Annotated in this window: 17 protein-coding genes and 1 riboswitch; of the genes, 13 read left to right on the plus strand and 4 right to left on the minus strand. The window is 56.4% G+C overall.

Annotated features, from left to right (window positions below):
- Window positions 1–7: 7 nt before the first annotated feature.
- On the minus strand, window positions 8–1,156 hold the full coding sequence (locus ABRZ26_RS16970; RefSeq protein WP_319605333.1) for an alpha/beta fold hydrolase: 1,149 nt from the start codon (window positions 1,154–1,156) through the stop codon (window positions 8–10).
- Between the two features lie 98 nt (window positions 1,157–1,254).
- Between ABRZ26_RS16970 and ABRZ26_RS16975 the strand changes: the two genes are divergently transcribed.
- The 3 genes from ABRZ26_RS16975 to ABRZ26_RS16985 all read left to right on the plus strand — a co-directional run bounded on the left by ABRZ26_RS16975 (window position 1,255) and on the right by ABRZ26_RS16985 (window position 3,577).
- Window positions 1,255–2,139: a LysR family transcriptional regulator gene (locus ABRZ26_RS16975; RefSeq protein ID WP_319605334.1), complete on the plus strand. Its 885-nt coding sequence runs from the start codon at window positions 1,255–1,257 to the stop codon at window positions 2,137–2,139.
- A gap of 129 nt (window positions 2,140–2,268) precedes the next feature.
- Window positions 2,269–3,126 carry a winged helix-turn-helix domain-containing protein gene (locus ABRZ26_RS16980; RefSeq protein ID WP_319605335.1) on the plus strand — a complete coding sequence of 286 codons (858 nt, stop codon included), beginning with the start codon at window positions 2,269–2,271 and terminating at the stop codon, window positions 3,124–3,126.
- Window positions 3,110–3,577 carry a YqeJ family protein gene (locus ABRZ26_RS16985; protein WP_319605336.1) on the plus strand — a complete coding sequence of 156 codons (468 nt, stop codon included), beginning with the start codon at window positions 3,110–3,112 and terminating at the stop codon, window positions 3,575–3,577. The genes ABRZ26_RS16980 and ABRZ26_RS16985 overlap by 17 nt, the downstream gene beginning before the upstream one ends.
- A 128-nt stretch (window positions 3,578–3,705) precedes the next feature.
- On the opposite strand, the gene ABRZ26_RS16990 is transcribed toward ABRZ26_RS16985, so the two are convergent.
- Window positions 3,706–4,071 carry an HMA2 domain-containing protein gene (locus tag ABRZ26_RS16990; protein ID WP_319605337.1) on the minus strand — a complete coding sequence of 122 codons (366 nt, stop codon included), beginning with the start codon at window positions 4,069–4,071 and terminating at the stop codon, window positions 3,706–3,708.
- Window positions 4,072–4,413: 342 nt separating this feature from the next.
- On the opposite strand from ABRZ26_RS16990, the gene ABRZ26_RS16995 reads away from it, so the two are divergent.
- The 9 genes from ABRZ26_RS16995 (at window position 4,414) to thiD (ending at window position 10,755) form a co-directional block, all read left to right on the plus strand.
- Window positions 4,414–4,740, plus strand: coding sequence for an HMA2 domain-containing protein (locus tag ABRZ26_RS16995; RefSeq protein WP_319605338.1), 327 nt, complete (start codon window positions 4,414–4,416; stop codon window positions 4,738–4,740).
- A 17-nt stretch (window positions 4,741–4,757) separates the two neighbouring features.
- On the plus strand, window positions 4,758–5,450 hold the full coding sequence (locus tag ABRZ26_RS17000) for a YtxH domain-containing protein (protein WP_319605339.1): 693 nt from the start codon (window positions 4,758–4,760) through the stop codon (window positions 5,448–5,450).
- The gene (locus ABRZ26_RS17005; RefSeq protein ID WP_319605340.1) at window positions 5,434–5,748 is read left to right on the plus strand and encodes a magnetosome protein MamC family protein; all 315 of its coding nucleotides are present in this window, start codon (window positions 5,434–5,436) and stop codon (window positions 5,746–5,748) included. Before ABRZ26_RS17000 ends, ABRZ26_RS17005 begins: the two co-directional genes overlap by 17 nt.
- Complete coding sequence (locus tag ABRZ26_RS17010) at window positions 5,735–6,070, plus strand: YtxH domain-containing protein (RefSeq protein WP_319605341.1); 336 nt, start codon at window positions 5,735–5,737, stop codon at window positions 6,068–6,070. Before ABRZ26_RS17005 ends, ABRZ26_RS17010 begins: the two co-directional genes overlap by 14 nt.
- Window positions 6,067–8,148, plus strand: a complete 2,082-nt coding sequence (locus ABRZ26_RS17015; protein WP_319605342.1) for a heavy metal translocating P-type ATPase — start codon at window positions 6,067–6,069, stop codon at window positions 8,146–8,148. The genes ABRZ26_RS17010 and ABRZ26_RS17015 overlap by 4 nt, the downstream gene beginning before the upstream one ends.
- 96 nt (window positions 8,149–8,244) lie before the next feature.
- Window positions 8,245–8,415: a hypothetical protein gene (locus ABRZ26_RS17020; protein ID WP_319605343.1), complete on the plus strand. Its 171-nt coding sequence runs from the start codon at window positions 8,245–8,247 to the stop codon at window positions 8,413–8,415.
- Between the two features lie 6 nt (window positions 8,416–8,421).
- The gene (locus tag ABRZ26_RS17025; protein ID WP_319605365.1) at window positions 8,422–8,808 is read left to right on the plus strand and encodes a GNAT family N-acetyltransferase; all 387 of its coding nucleotides are present in this window, start codon (window positions 8,422–8,424) and stop codon (window positions 8,806–8,808) included.
- A gap of 214 nt (window positions 8,809–9,022) precedes the next feature.
- A riboswitch (TPP riboswitch) is annotated at window positions 9,023–9,117 on the plus strand.
- 40 nt (window positions 9,118–9,157) lie between these two features.
- Entirely contained in the window at window positions 9,158–9,952 is a 795-nt protein-coding gene (gene thiM / locus ABRZ26_RS17030; protein WP_319605366.1) for a hydroxyethylthiazole kinase, read from the plus strand.
- A complete protein-coding gene (gene thiD / locus ABRZ26_RS17035) occupies window positions 9,949–10,755 on the plus strand; it encodes a bifunctional hydroxymethylpyrimidine kinase/phosphomethylpyrimidine kinase (RefSeq protein WP_319605344.1) in 807 nt (268 codons plus the stop codon). Before thiM ends, thiD begins: the two co-directional genes overlap by 4 nt.
- Before the next feature lie 73 nt (window positions 10,756–10,828).
- On the opposite strand, the gene fbaB is transcribed toward thiD, so the two are convergent.
- A complete protein-coding gene (fbaB, locus tag ABRZ26_RS17040; protein WP_319605345.1) occupies window positions 10,829–11,878 on the minus strand; it encodes a class I fructose-bisphosphate aldolase in 1,050 nt (349 codons plus the stop codon).
- A gap of 442 nt (window positions 11,879–12,320) precedes the next feature.
- Here fbaB and psiE point away from each other — a divergent pair, with 442 nt between their 5' ends.
- Window positions 12,321–12,728: a phosphate-starvation-inducible protein PsiE gene (gene psiE / locus ABRZ26_RS17045; protein ID WP_319605346.1), complete on the plus strand. Its 408-nt coding sequence runs from the start codon at window positions 12,321–12,323 to the stop codon at window positions 12,726–12,728.
- A gap of 518 nt (window positions 12,729–13,246) precedes the next feature.
- Here psiE and yegS read toward each other — a convergent pair.
- A complete protein-coding gene (yegS, locus tag ABRZ26_RS17050; protein ID WP_319605347.1) occupies window positions 13,247–14,146 on the minus strand; it encodes a lipid kinase YegS in 900 nt (299 codons plus the stop codon).
- Window positions 14,147–14,267: the final 121 nt, after the last annotated feature.

The raw sequence follows: 14,267 nt of genomic DNA on the forward strand, positions 1-14,267 counted from the left end.
GCGCAGGTTATGCGCCGTCGTCGCGGCGCGCCAGAAACTGGATGACGGCCGATAAAAACTCGCTTCTGCCGGCTTCGTTGCGGTCGAGATGGACGAAGTGCGTGGCCGACGGGATGGTCAGCGCCTGTGCGTCGGGCGCTTCCCGCGCCAGCGCGTCGGCATCTTGCGCGCGGCTCCAGAAATCTCTCTCTGAGCGGATCGCCAGCACCGGCATGGTGAGTCGCGCCGCCTGCCACTGTTTTTTACCTATCGCCAGTTCGAAACTGTCGGCCATCGCCCCGGAAGGCGCTCTGAAACCCGGCGGATCGCGCTGGTAAGCGGTATCGTCCGAAGCCAGCGCCGCATCGGCATAAGCCTGCGCGACCCGCTCATCCCGCCAACGGGTCTTGTCTTCCGACGGAATGCTGTTGTCCCAGGCGGGGAACAGACTGGCGCGACTGTTGACCCGATAACCGCCGAAGCGGGATGCGTGAAAGGTGCCCGGTTTGTCGGGGGTATCGAGAGGCGATCCCAGACCGAGCGTGTCGTGGTGACGGCTGCCGCCGTAAAGGGTGTTGTAGAGCACCAGACGATCAACGTGCTGCGGATATTGCGCGGCATAAGCGCCGGCCCAGTGTCCGCCCGTCGCCCAACCCAGGATGCTGACCTTGTCGCTTTGGCTCCATTGCATGACGGCGCCGATCGCCGCGCCGATGTCGTCGACGGCATCGGCGGTGCGCATGAGCGGCGCGCTAAGTTCCGGCGGCCGGCTCATGGCTGCCGGTCGACTGGAAAAACCATAGCCCCGAAGATCCATGATGTAAACGCGATAACCCGCCGCCGCCAGGTCGCCGGCCAGCGATCCGCCCGCTACCGGCAGGTCGAAGGAGGCGACGCCGGGTACGCGCGCGCCGTGCAGCAACAGCACCGGCGAGGCGCCATCGGCGGGTAATGACGCCGGTCTGACTTCCCTGATAAACAGCGATATTCCCGCTTGCAAGGGAAGGTATCGATCCTTTCTGACGAGCGTGATTTCCGTCTCGTCGTCCGCCCGCGACGCCTGTTTTTGCTCCGTCTCCCCGGCGGACGCCAGCGGCGCGGCGGTCAGCAGTAAGCTCGCCAGCATTTTTTTGCGCCAGCCGCCGCTGGCGCATGAATCGCCTGAATCTCTCATCATCGTGGTTCCCGCGTGAAATAATATTTATCATCGGCGCGCAATAATGATATGTCTAATACTGTCTATATTGTCATTTAATACATTCAGGATATCGATTTATGTTAAGTCTGCGTCAGTTGCAGCAGTTTCTGGCCGTCGCGGAAACCATGAACTATCACCGGGCGGCCGAGCGACTGAATATGGCTCAGCCGCCGCTAACGGCCGCTATCCGCAATATGGAGGATGCGCTGGGCGTCCGTCTGTTTGAGCGCACCCACCGTATTACCGGCTTAACCGCCGCCGGGGAAGTGCTTCAGGAGGAGGCGCGTCGCACTCTGGCGCAGATGGCTCGCGCTGAAACGCTGACGCGACGCGCGGGGCAGGGGCTGACCGGATCGCTGCGCATCGGCTTTGTCGCCAGCGCGGTACGCCATCGTCTGCCCGCTATGGTCGCCGGTTTCAGCGAGCAGCACCCGGAGGTCGCGCTGGATTTGCACGAAGCGACCACCGCGCGGCAGATTAAAGACTTGCTGGAAGACCGTCTCGATATCGCTATCGTCGCCTTGCCCGTGCCGGGGTATGCGGCCTCATCTCTGGCTTTGCGGCCGCTGCTCTCCAGCCGACTGGTCGCGGCCGTGCCGCAGGATCATGCGCTGGCCGGCGCCACCTCGCTGACCATTGGCGCATTGGCGGGTGAAGCCTGGGTTATGTTTCCCCAAAGTGAAGGGCCGGGACTCTATCAAACTATTCATGCGGCCTGTGAACGGGCCGGATTTATCCCGCGGGTCGCGCAGCGGGCGGTGCAAATGGAAACCATCTTGGGATTGGTGGCGGCGGGGTTGGGCATTGCCCTGGTGCCTGAGTTCATGCAGGCCAGCGGCTGGGAGAATGTCGCCTTTCGTCCGCTGGAAGAGCCGGACGCGTCGTTAACGTATGAGGTCGCCTTTGCATGGCGCAAACAAGATAATACGCCGCTACTGACCGCATTCGTCGCTTATGGATAGTCCCGCCATCTTTTACGTTGCGGACGGTCGGCTTTGCGAAGCGAAGTCGATACAGGCGGCGTGCTTATGGGGGAGCGGAGCCTATTGGGCTGATGCCAATAGCCCCTTGTTTTACATTGAGATCATGTTATGCATAAGGTGTACCGTATTAATGGCATGGTTGATTTTTATGTCGACGGAAATCAACTTAAATCGCTGATTAGCGATGAAACGGAAATGCTGAATAAACCAGTCAGTCGTTGCCTGTTGCTGCTGATTGAGAACCGATATGAAATTATCGAACAGGCGACTTTTTTCTCTGAGGTTTGGCATAAATTTGGCGTTTCCGTTACGCCAAATACATTTTATCAGAATATATCGCTGCTAAGGAGAAGCCTCAGCGCAATTGGTTTGGGCGATGACGTGGTAAAAACCGTATCGCGTAAAGGATTGATGCTTTCTCAGCGCGTTGAAATAGAATTTATAGCCGATGAAAGTCATCATCCGACTGAATATTTACCGGCATCCGATGCCGAGGTTAATTCCACCGCCGAACCTGACGCCAGGGTTGCGTCGAAACGGATAACTCGCGCCGGGCCAGGGATGGCGGCGGCGGAAAATATTGAGCGCAAAGGTGAGAAAAAACGCTATGCAAAATCTTTCTGGCTTATTGCGGTATTGGTCTGTCTGACGGCGGCATCGTATCCTCTTTATCACGCGAATAATCGCGTCAGTGGTTATTTTGATCATTATACAGACGCCGGCGAATATAAAGGTTGCCGTCTTTTTTCCAATGCATTGGCGCCAAAAGAAAAGGTAATGAATATTGTTAATCACGATGAGGTTTCTTGTGCGGAAAATAAGTATGTCTATATTACCACCTATGATTTTTCGACGGTGAATTCTGTTGTTCAATGCCGGTCGCCGCTGAATGATAACCACCAGGATAATCATTGCGTATCGCATCTGTTTGTTGCAGGAGGAATAAAAAATGAGACGGCTGAATAAACAGATGGTTATTCTCTTAGCGGGGGGGATGATGCTTTTCATCGCGTTGATTTATATTAATCGCCCAAAGCCGACGAAATTATCGTGCGACGCCTCTTTTATTCTGCATAAGGACGGTCATGTTCTTAAATTATTAATGAGCTATATTTTTTATGATAATAACGGCATCGCCATGCTAAATGGCGCGGAAGTCACGCCGGAAGGCGTAACGCATACGGTGAATAGAAGGACGGTATTCACCTATGCGAAAGTGAACAATAGCTATTCTCTCACCTCAACGAATTCCTACTCGATGCCTAATCAGGCGGAAAATACGGTTTTTAGCGAACTGATGCCGGCGTTCTATTTTAAAAAGGACATTAATTTTAATATTGTTATTTATCCGCAGGGAGACGAAGGGTGGGTGTTTGCCGCCGAGCCGGTGCCTTCATTCCTGTGCGAAAAGCGATGATAGGAAAAACGAGCGCTTGCGCCGCGTAATAATATTCAGTCGTGGTTATGGGCGGCGCGGAAAAAGCGAAGGAGACATCGCGCCAGCAAAAGGTCTCCTATCATTATCATCTTGCATTGGGCCGTTTATCAGCGGGCCAGCACGCTCATCGCGGTAATAATCGGACCGCCGACGGTGCGTTTTAAGGCGCCGATGGCCAACCCTTTCAGCAGCGTTTTGGCGCCCCGGCGAATCGTACTATCGATGTAGTCTTGATCTTCGGCCGCCTTCAGCCAGCCGAGCCGCTCAAATTTCTCCAGCAATTCATCGACGGCAACCCTGCGGCGATCAAAACAGATCGCTACCGATCCGGCATAGACGCGGTGGGTGACCGTTTGTACGCCATCCTGTTGACTCAACTCTCTGACGACCCGCTCCACCTGTTTGGGATTGCGCTGAATAAAGTCGGACCGAACGCGAATACGATTCTGAGTCTGGTGCAGGTAGGGTTTCATGGCGACCTCTGATAGGCAAATAACGATTTACATGCAAATAGCAATGCGAACAATTTACGTTACCACTCCTGACTTGTCCACTTATTGCCGGTAAATTCGCCGGTTTTTGTGACCCGCCATCCCTGGCGGGGCGTCGCTAAAGCGACGTTGAAAACGTCTACCGGAAGTTTTTTACCCTCCAATTAACAAAAGCCTGAACCACTTGATAAACCGCAAAGAATCCCTCTCCCATCGGCTGATAATGACAGCGTTGTATTTTTTTACGTCTGTCCGCCGTTGATGCGGACAGGTTTAATATCGGGCCGGATAATGTCCGCCACGTTCGCAGATGTAGGAAGCAGTATGGAGTCAGAAGAGTTAAGCGGGCTGATGATGTTACGGCGTTTTGTGGCGGTGGAGCATCATATACCGGGACGTATACGTTTGCGTTTCACTAACCGGCTGATTCCCAGTCTTGGTAAGGGAAAGCTGGAAAAACTAGAGGCATTATGCCACCCCGATAGCGTGCTGCGTAGCTATAACCTCAATACGCATACCGGAAGTTTGCTGCTGGAATATGACGCCGGACAAATCAATCCGGCGCTGTTGACGCAGGTTTTCGGCGCGGATGATATCGCGGCCCAGCAAGCGCTGGAACAGTTGATTCAGTCGCTCTCGCCGTCATCCTAATCATTAAGGAATCGAATATGAGCAATGACAATAGCAATCCTGCCAATCAGGGGGGCGCTTATTACCCGCCGTTTGGTTACCCTTACTATCCGCCGACCGCCCCGGCTCCGGAAGCCGCCACGCCGCCGCCACAGCCGGCGATGTACTGGCCGCAGCCCGTGTGGTATCCGCCGCACATGATGCCGGGGTATCCGCCGGCGGGATATCCGCTGCCGCCTCAACCCGGCGTGCCGCCGCAGGCTATGACGCCGCCGCACCATTCCCATCATCATCAACATCATGCGCAGCCGGCTTTTGACTGGAACAATCAGGCTCAGAGCATGGTGGAAAACATGATGGGTGAACAAGCCGGGATACTTAAAAGCATTATCGGCACCATCGGTATGGACGATAAGGAATTCTGGAAAGGGGCGATGATCGGCGCGGCGGCTACGCTGTTGTTGACCAATGAAAGCGTGCGCAACTTGCTGCTGCAAACCGTCGCCAGCACCGGCGATTTACTCAAAACCAGCGGCGCAAAAGTAAAAGACGGCGTGAAAAGCGGCGCGGAAACCCTGAAAGAAACCGCTACCACCAGTTCAACGATTTTTCGCGATACGCTGAAAGCGGGGAAAGAGGGCTTCAATGAGTCGGTAGAGCGTCATCGTCAGCAAGCGCAACCTGCAAACGAGCCGGCAAGCGAGGAACCTCAGAATGAGCAACAACCGTGACAGTCTGAGCCCGGTAAGCCGGGCCGTTATCGCCGGGGCATTGGTCGGCACTACGGCGTCCTGCGTCGAGCAGTGGCGACACTATCAAAATGGCGAGAAAACCCTGCATCAGACGGCGGCGACCGTCGTGTGCAATGCGGCGAAAGGCGGACTCGTGGGGGGCGCCGTGATGGCGGTTGCGGATGCGACCGCCGGTCGGCCGGTGTTGACGTTGCTGACATTACTGAGCGCCGGCGCCGCCGGTATTTATCTGATGGATGCGATCGCTAAAAAGGACGTAGATAATGAAACAGCCTGATTATCCTTATGCGTACTACCCGTATTACACGCCATATCCTCCCGTACAACCGTTGTCGCAGACGCCGTATCCTCCGGCGCAGCCGTTGCCGCAAACGCCATATCGTCAGGCCAACGGCAGAGCGCACCTGATTACCGGCGTGGTTGCCGGGGCCGCAATCGCTTACCTGCTGAGTAATCGTGAAGTTCAACAAGGCATCACGACAACGGCCAGCAAAGCATGGGGTACGGTTCGTGGCGAAGTGGAGGAGTTAAAAGAGCGGTTAGCCGATTTACAGGCTGAACTTGAGTATTATCGTAACCGTGAGCAGGATGCCGAGTGATTGCTAATTTGCCTGACGTCATCACGCTGGTGCATCAGTTACCGGGACGGGTGCGCTTGCGTATTCCGCAGATGCGCCGTTACCCGGAAAGTCTGGTCTGGTTGAAACGGCAGTTGCTGTCTTTCAGCGGCGTGAATGGGGTTCGTTTGCGTCCTGAAGCCTGCTCCGCGGTCATCACCTACGATCGCGAGCAGACCAACGGCAAAACGCTGTTGCGCAAGGCGCTGGCGCTGGACTGGCAGACGAGCGTTGCGGGCGATTATGAGGCTGAATACAGCAATAGCGATAATCTGCTCAATTTTGGCGGCATTGTCCTGACCCAAATGCTGCCGCGCCGCTGGGCCGCGCTGCCCGCTTTACTGCTCACCGCGCCCACGCTGGCCGAAGGCGCGGAAAGCCTCGCTCACGGCCAACTGAAAGTGGAAGCGCTGGACGCCATGGCGCTGGGGCTATCAATGGCGCGGGGCGACCACCGTACCGCGATGATCACGCAGTCGCTGTTGACGCTGGGCGAGTATCTGGAGCAGGAAACCAGCCGCCACTCCGACGCGTTGCTGGCCGACCTGATGCAACCGAGAGAACACCCGGTTTGGGTTGAGCGGCAAGGCGTGCGCGAAGAAATTCAAAGCGGTGAGTTGGTCAACGGCGATTTGATGCTATTGGGGCCGGGAGACAATATCCCCGCCGATGGTTCGGTGCTGCGCGGCGTGGGGCTGATTAACCAGTCCTCGATGACTGGTGAAGGCGTGCCGGTGCGCCGGGAGCGCGGCGCCTGGGTCTACGCCGGCACGCAGGTGCAGGATGGCAATATCGTGGTCCGCGCCGAACGGGTCGGCGATGAGTCTTCCACGGCCAATATCCGACGTTTTATCAGCGAGTCTTTGAGTCAGCGCAGTGAAACGCAACGCGTGACGCAACAAATGGCCGACCGGCGGGTCGCGATCACCATGGGCGTCGGCGCGGCGGTATTCGCCCTAACCCGTGACTGGCAGCGTCTGGCCGCCGTATTCCTGGTGGATTACTCCTGTGCGCTGAAGCTGAGTACGCCAATCGCCTTTAAGTCGATCATGAGCCGCGCGGCCCGTCAGGGGCTGTTGCTGAAAGGCGGCAGGGCGATTGAGCGACTGGCCGCCGTCGATACCGTGGTGTTCGATAAAACCGGCACCCTGACGCATGGCGATATGCTGGTAACCGATGTCGTCAGTTTCGATCCGCAAAAGGCCTGGGCCGAGCGTTTGCTGGCCATCGCCGCCTCGGTTGAAGAACACAGCAATCATCCGCTGGCGAAAGCGGTGGTTGCGGCGGCGGCGCACCATGAGCTGCCGCATATCAATCATGGCGAAGTGGAGTATGTCATTGCCCACGGTTTGCAGTCCGAGATGGACGATCACCGCATGGTGGTAGGCAGTCGTCATTTCCTGAGTTGCCATTATGATATTGATTTTTCAGCATTTGAAAATGAAATCGACCGGCTGGAGTCGCAGGGCCGTCACCTGTTGTTCATCGGTCTGGATGAGCGTCTGGTCGGCATGATCGGCCTTCAGGATAACGTGCGCGAAGAGGCGGTCGACGTGATCCGGCGGTTGCGCGAGCTGGGGGTGAAAAACGTCGTCCTGCTGACGGGGGATAAAGCCGAAAAGGCGCAGCAACTGGCGCAGGAATTATCCATCGATCGCTTCTTTGCCCAGGCGACGCCGGAAAGCAAAGTCGATGTCGTGCGCGATTTGCAACAGCAAGGGCATCGCGTGTTATTTATCGGCGACGGCATCAATGATGCGCCGGTGCTGACTCAGGCCGATGTCGGCATGGCGATGAACCAAAGTACCGAGTTGGCGCAGCAGGCCGCCGATGCCGTCCTGTTGCAGGATAATCTGGAGGGCGTGGTGACCGCCTGTGAAATGGCTCAGGAAGCCATGCGCCTGGTTAACAGCAATATCAAATTGACGGAGTGGGTGAACAGCTCGATTATGCTGGCGGCCGCCATGGGCTGGCTGAAACCGACGGCCAGCGCGCTATTGCATAACGGCACCACGCTGGGCGTATTATTGCGCTCGCTGGCGGCCAGGAATCGCAGATAAAAAGTCAGCGCGAAAAGCACATACAGACGGTAACGTGATTTGCATTGCGTTCCCGCCTGTTTCCGCTTTCTTGCGCATAGGAGTAGAGGATCGTCGGTGATTATTCGTAATAAGGCGCTCCAGGTAAACGGGCTGATTTATACCATCAGGTCAGCCATCGAAACCGATGCCGAAGAGTTAGTCCAATTGAGGCCGCAGATCGACGGCGAGACGGAAAATCTGGATCGGGAACGCGGTGAAGCCTTTATTGATGTCGCCGGATTTTAGCGGTTAATCAGGTCGGATTCGCACAGTCCGGTAAACTTATTTCTGCTGGCTGTCGTCAATCGACGTATTGTCGGTTTTTCGCGCTGTGAGGGTTCTCATCTCAAGCGGCTGGCGCATATAGTCGAATTTGGCGTGTGCGTGCTGAAAGACTTTTGGGGATATGGTATCGGGAAACATCTGCTAACCGCGTCTATCGCTTGGGCTGACGCCAACGGCATCAAAAAGATGGCGCTGAGCGCCCTGGAAACCAACGTAAGAGCGATTAACTTGTATCAACGTTTTGGTTTTGAAATTGAAGGGATATTAAAAAACGATAAAATCCTTTGCGACGGAAAATACTACAACACGGTGGTAATGGGGCGATGGCATGACGATGAAAATACGCACTGTTGAGAATCGGCGGCGCGAATAATCGGGCGCAGACCGCTATGGCGACTGTTCGGCAAAAGGTTCAGAGCCGGATACTAAATCAAGGGCAGCGCAGCGTAGGCGGATGATGCAAGGGAAGGCGCGAAGCGGGATACCTTGTGAATAAGAGATACCGGGCGGGCGAACTTGCTTTAGCCAGCCACTTCCCCTAAGCTGGCAAAAATTAAAGAGAAACAATCTCAATGACTCGGGGTGCCTTCGTGGTGAAGGCTGAGAGATACCCGTTGACCTGATCTGGATAATGCCAGCGTAGGGAAGTCTCGGTATGCCAACCAACCGGTTACCGCCTTCTTGAACGCCGGTTGGGGGAATGATGAACACTCGACCTGTCGATTTACCGGCTGCCCGCGCGGCGGCATCGTTAACGCAATTTCATGCGTTGTCTCCTTTAGTACACTGCCTGACCAATGACGTGGTGCAATCGTTTACCGCCAACGTGTTGCTGGCGCTTAACGCGTCGCCGGCGATGGTGGTGGATCCGGAGGAAGCCGCGCAGTTCAGCGCATTAGCCGATGCGCTGCTGATCAATATCGGTACGTTGGAACGCGATAGCGCCGCGGCGATGCGGACGGCGATTAACAGCGCCAATCAGTCAGGCACGCCCTGGGTGCTCGATCCGGTGGCGGTCGGCGGGCTGACTTTTCGTACCGATTTCGCCCGCGAGCTGCTGACATTAAAACCGGCGGCTATCCGGGGCAATGCGTCGGAGATCATGGCGCTGGCCGGGCTGAATGCGCAGGGGCGCGGCGTTGATAGCACCAACGATTCATTGACCGCGCTGCCCGCCGCCCGCGAGCTGGCCGGCCGCCTCTCCACCATCGTCGCGGTGACGGGCGAAGTGGATTATGTAACGGATGGCTCTCATGACTGGGCGGTGAGCGGCGGGGATAAAATCATGACCCGCGTGGTGGGTACCGGTTGTGCGTTATCCGCCGTGGTCGCCGCTTTCTGCGCGCTGGACGGCGATCGCGCGCAACATGTGGCGGCGGCCTGTTATGTCATGGCGCTGGCGGGGAAACGGGCCGCCGCGCAATCTCATGGGCCGGGCAGTTTTACGCCGGCCTTTCTTGACCATCTCTATCGTCTGCGTGCGGAGGATCTGGCATGAAACCACGTATTAATGCATTAACCATCGCCGGCACCGACCCCAGCGGCGGCGCGGGGATCCAGGCCGATTTGAAAACGTTTTCCGCGCTGGGGGCTTACGGCGCCTCGGTGATTACCGCGCTGGTGGCGCAAAATACCCGCGGCGTTCAGTCCGTCTATCAGATTGAACCGGCTTTTGTGGCGGCCCAGTTGGATTCCGTGCTGAGCGACGTGCGTATCGACAGCGCCAAGATTGGCATGCTGGCGCAGGCTGAAATCGTCGAGGCGGTGGCCGAGCGCTTGCGCCACTACGCCATCCCTTATGTGGTGCTGGACACGGTGATGCTGGCGAAAAGCGGCGACCCGCTGTTATCGCCCGATGCGGTGGAGTCGATTCGGCGCTTACTGTTGCCCCATGTTTCGCTGATTACCCCTAATCTACCGGAAGCCGCCGCCTTGCTGGATTGTTCGCCGGCCGCCAACGAACAGGAGATGCGCGATCAGGGACAGGCGCTGTTGGCCCTGGGATGTCAGGCGGTATTGATGAAAGGCGGACATTTAAGCGAGGAGGAAAGCCCGGACTGGTTGTTTAGCCAACAGGCTCAGCCGCTGCGTTTCACCGCGCCGCGCGTCAACACCCGACATACCCACGGCACCGGGTGTACCCTGTCCGCCGCGCTGGCGGCTTTGCGCCCGCGTCATGCTGACTGGGCGGCGACGGTCGCGGCGGCGAAAAATTATCTGCAAAAAGCGCTTGAGCAGGCCGATTCGCTGGAAGTGGGGCAGGGTATTGGGCCGGTGCATCATTTTCATGCCTGGTGGTGATTAGCAATCGGCGAGGTTTTTATCTGATTGTCCGGTCGCGCCCGAATCCGCGCGCCGGACAAGTTCCGGCGGGTTAGGCGATGGTGATGCTCTTATCGAGATAGGTATCCTGCACGGCGTTGATCAGCGCCACCCCTTCCGGCATGGATTTTTTAAACGCCTTGCGGCCGAGAATTAACCCCATGCCGCCCGCGCGTTTATTGATCACCGCGGTACGCACCGACTCCTGTAAGTCGTTATCGCCGGCGGCGCCGCCGGAGTTGATCAGCCCGGCGCGCCCCAGATAGCAGTTGGCCAACTGGTAACGCACCAGATCGATCGGGTGATCGGTGGTGAGTTTGTCGTAGACGCGATCGTCGGTATAACCGAATTTGATGGCGCGATAGCCGCCGTTGTTTTCCGCCATTTTCTGCTTCACGATATCCGCGCCGATAGTGGCGGCAAGATGGTTGGCCTGTCCGGTAAGGTCGGCGCTGGCGTGGTAGTCAACCCCGTCCTTCTTGAACGCCGGATTGCGCAAATAAGCCCACAGCACGGTGACCAAACCCAGTTCGTGCGCGCGTTCGAACGCGCTTGAGATCTCTTCGATCTGACGGCGCGACTGCTCGGAGCCGAAATAGATGGTGGCGCCCACCGCGACCGCCCCCAGATTGAACGCCTGCTCGACGCTGGCGTACAGCGTTTGATCGTACTGGGTCGGGTAGCTCAGGGTTTCATTGTGATTGAGTTTGACCAGAAACGGGATCTTGTGCGCATAGCGGCGCGAAACCGCGGCCAGCACGCCGTAGGTGGACGCCACGCAGTTGCAGCCCGCTTCGATCGCCAGTTCGACGATATTTTTCGGATCGAAATAGAGCGGGTTGGCGGCGAAAGAGGCGCCGGCGGAGTGCTCAACGCCCTGATCGACCGGTAAGATCGACAGATAGCCGGTGCCGGCCAGTCGGCCGTGGTTGAACAGCGTCTGCATTGAACGCAGCACGCTGTTGGGGCGATTATTATCGATCATCACCCGATCGACGAAGTCGGCGCCCGGTAAGTAGAGATTTTCAGCAGGGATGGTGGTACAGCGGTGTTGCAACAGATCTTCCGCTTCCTTACCTAATAACTGCGCAATATCAGTCATGGTTAACTCCTGGTTTGGCTTTTCCTTATCGCCGTCTCAGGTGATTGAGCTTGTTATTCTGGGGGCGAGACCGTTAAGAGTCCTACATCTTGCCCCAGGATGACCGGTGAAAAATGGCTACGGCGTAATGAAAAGCGACGATTGAACTGCCGTTAAAGCAGGGTGGATGAAATCCTGACGATCAGAAGAAACAATAGTTGCAATCGTCGATAATTGCCATTTTACGCGGCAAATTTAGCGCGCTATTTCCATCGCGGGTGAGGAACGGGAAAAACAGGCCGATAAACAGGAGGGCAAAAAGGCCACAAGCCGATTTCCCGCGGTAATTTTGCTTACAAATAAGTAGCTTGTCTCCCTGATGCAGGATAAGGATGCTAACCTGTGGGGATAAAGTAATGGCGGTCGGCCTGACCGGCCGTTTATCAGGTATGAGGAAGTAAGCATGGCGGGTTCGACACGCAGCATCATAGTTTCAAAAGGACTCCAGACGATACTCAATATCGGATTGCTGATATTGGCTATCATTCTGGTGATTTTTCTGGGGAAAGAGACCTACCATCTGGCGCAGGTATTGTTGATTACCAATGAGAAAGACTCATCTTATCAATTGATCGAAAGTATTGTGATCTACTTTCTGTATTTCGAATTTATCGCGTTGATCGTGAAGTATTTCCAGTCGGGATATCACTTTCCGCTGCGTTATTTTGTTTATATCGGCATCACGGCGATCATCCGGCTGATTATCGTCGATCATAAAAACCCGATTGATACGCTGATTTACGCCGCCGCTATTTTGCTGCTGGTGATTACGCTCTACCTGGCGAACAGCAATCGCCTGAAGCGTGAATAATCTTCCCGGCCCCTCCTGCCGTAGGGGGTTGTTTCTTAGTCACATATACTGTTAACGGTATATGTGAGTTCAACGCTATTTCGTGCGCTAGAAGGCCGTCATTTCTCTGCTATGTCGCAGCACGCGCCCGACGCAGGGTGGTTCAAGCGCCACCACCCTCCGGACCCGGGCTTGCGGCTGAAATCACGTCGCTGACGCGATGCCTTCGGTGGTCGCCCCCTTTCCCGAACCGCCAGTGACGGAATACTCGTCTCATCCCTGAGACTCGCCCTACCGGGCCAGCGCAAGCGCTGTTCAAAAACGCTCCCGGCGTTTTTGTCCGACGCGGCACTGGCTTGCGCCGCTTCCCTGCGGCGCATTCGCGGGGTCGCCCACCTCAGCGTGATTTTTTACGCCGACGAAAAGCAAAAAACAAAGAACTAAGAATGAACCCAAGACCAGAATACACATGGCCTCTAGAGGCTCCCTGCATTTGTGTATAAGAGACTGCGCAGGATGAGGCGGCAACGTCGGGCGCGCTAGCCGAGTAATGGACACTGCGGCGGCAGGCGGCAATGAATCGCCGCCGGAATCACCTCGATACGAAAATGTTTTGCGTTAAAGGGTTCGCCATCCAGATTAAAGGTCATCTCATTCGGCGCGGTAATCTCCAGCCAGGGCAGGGTGGCCGAAATCATATTGGGGTTCTCTTCGCCGGTAAACCAGGCTTGCAGCATATTGGGCAATAGCTCCCGTGCCGACAGGATCCTTAATTCCAACTGACCGTCATTCAACAAGCCATCCGGACAAAGTTGCTGACCGCCGCCGGCCTGGCGCCCATTGCCGATCGCCACCACCCAGGTATCGCCCGACCAGTTAAAATCCGGGCCGCGGATTTCACAGCGCTCGGATTGCAGCATATCCATGCGCAGCAGCGCGTTGAGGATATAGGATACGCCGCCCAGCGCCGCTTTCATTTTTGCCGGGGTTTCCGTGGTAATGCGGGTCGCGAACCCGCCCGTCGCCATGTTGATGAAGTAGTGCTCGTCATTCACTTTGGCCAGATCAATGGCGGTCGCCCGGCCCTTGATCGCCAGCGCCAGCGCGTTATGCACGTCAATCGGGATCTGACAGCTGGTGGCGAAGTCGTTGGCGGTACCCAGCGGAATGATCCCCATGCAGGGGCGGATTGCCGCCGGTTGATCCGCTAGCGCGCCGGCGACTTCATTGATCGTGCCGTCGCCGCCGGCGGCGATGACGTTTTCGACTTTCAATTGGACGGCTTCCTCCACGTAGCGACGCGCGTCGCCGGCTTCCCAGGTCACTCTGACATGCAAGGTATTGCCATCCTTACGCCACTCGCCGATGGACTGACGAAGCTGATCATTACCGGTATTTTTCCCATTCAGAATGAGCAGCGTGGCAGGGGATTGATCCATGGAGTTCTCCAGATTCGGTGTTTCAATTTAGATAAAGATAATGATAAACCCACGACGGCTGGCGAGAAATATCGGCTCTTCGACAAGCACAAACGACGCGATATCCGCGTTCGGTTAAGCG

Source organism: Brenneria sp. L4-2C, from assembly GCF_040240335.1.
Classification (GTDB): Bacteria; Pseudomonadota; Gammaproteobacteria; order Enterobacterales; family Enterobacteriaceae; genus Brenneria.